Here is a 429-nt window from a genome sequence, read left to right on the forward strand (position 1 = left end):
AACCCGAGGGCCTTCTTCACACACGCGGCATGGCTGGATCAGGGTTGCCCCCATTGTCCAATATTCCCCACTGCTGCCTCCCGTAGGAGTTCGGGCCGTGTCTCAGTCCCGATGTGGCTGATCATCCTCTCAGACCAGCTACGGATCGTTGCCTTGGTAAGCCATTACCTTACCAACTAGCTAATCCGACATAGGCTCATCCAATAGCGGGAGCCGAAGCCCCCTTTCTCCCGTAGGACGTATGCGGTATTAGCCTGGGTTTCCCCAGGTTATCCCCCACTATCGGGCAGATTCCTATGCATTACTCACCCGTCCGCCGCTCGTCAGCGGGTAGCAAGCTACCCCTGTTACCGCTCGACTTGCATGTGTTAGGCCTGCCGCCAGCGTTCAATCTGAGCCATGATCAAACTCTTCAGTTTAAGATCTATG

Annotated in this window: 1 rRNA gene; it reads right to left on the bottom strand. The window is 55.7% G+C overall.

The features are described from left to right. A 16S ribosomal RNA gene (locus tag K7H09_RS23990) occupies window positions 1-419 on the bottom strand; the annotation flags it as partial. Window positions 420-429: the final 10 nt, after the last annotated feature.

The organism is Halomonas sp. IOP_14 (assembly GCF_021021315.1).
GTDB classification, from domain to species: Bacteria; Pseudomonadota; Gammaproteobacteria; order Pseudomonadales; family Halomonadaceae; genus Vreelandella; species Vreelandella titanicae.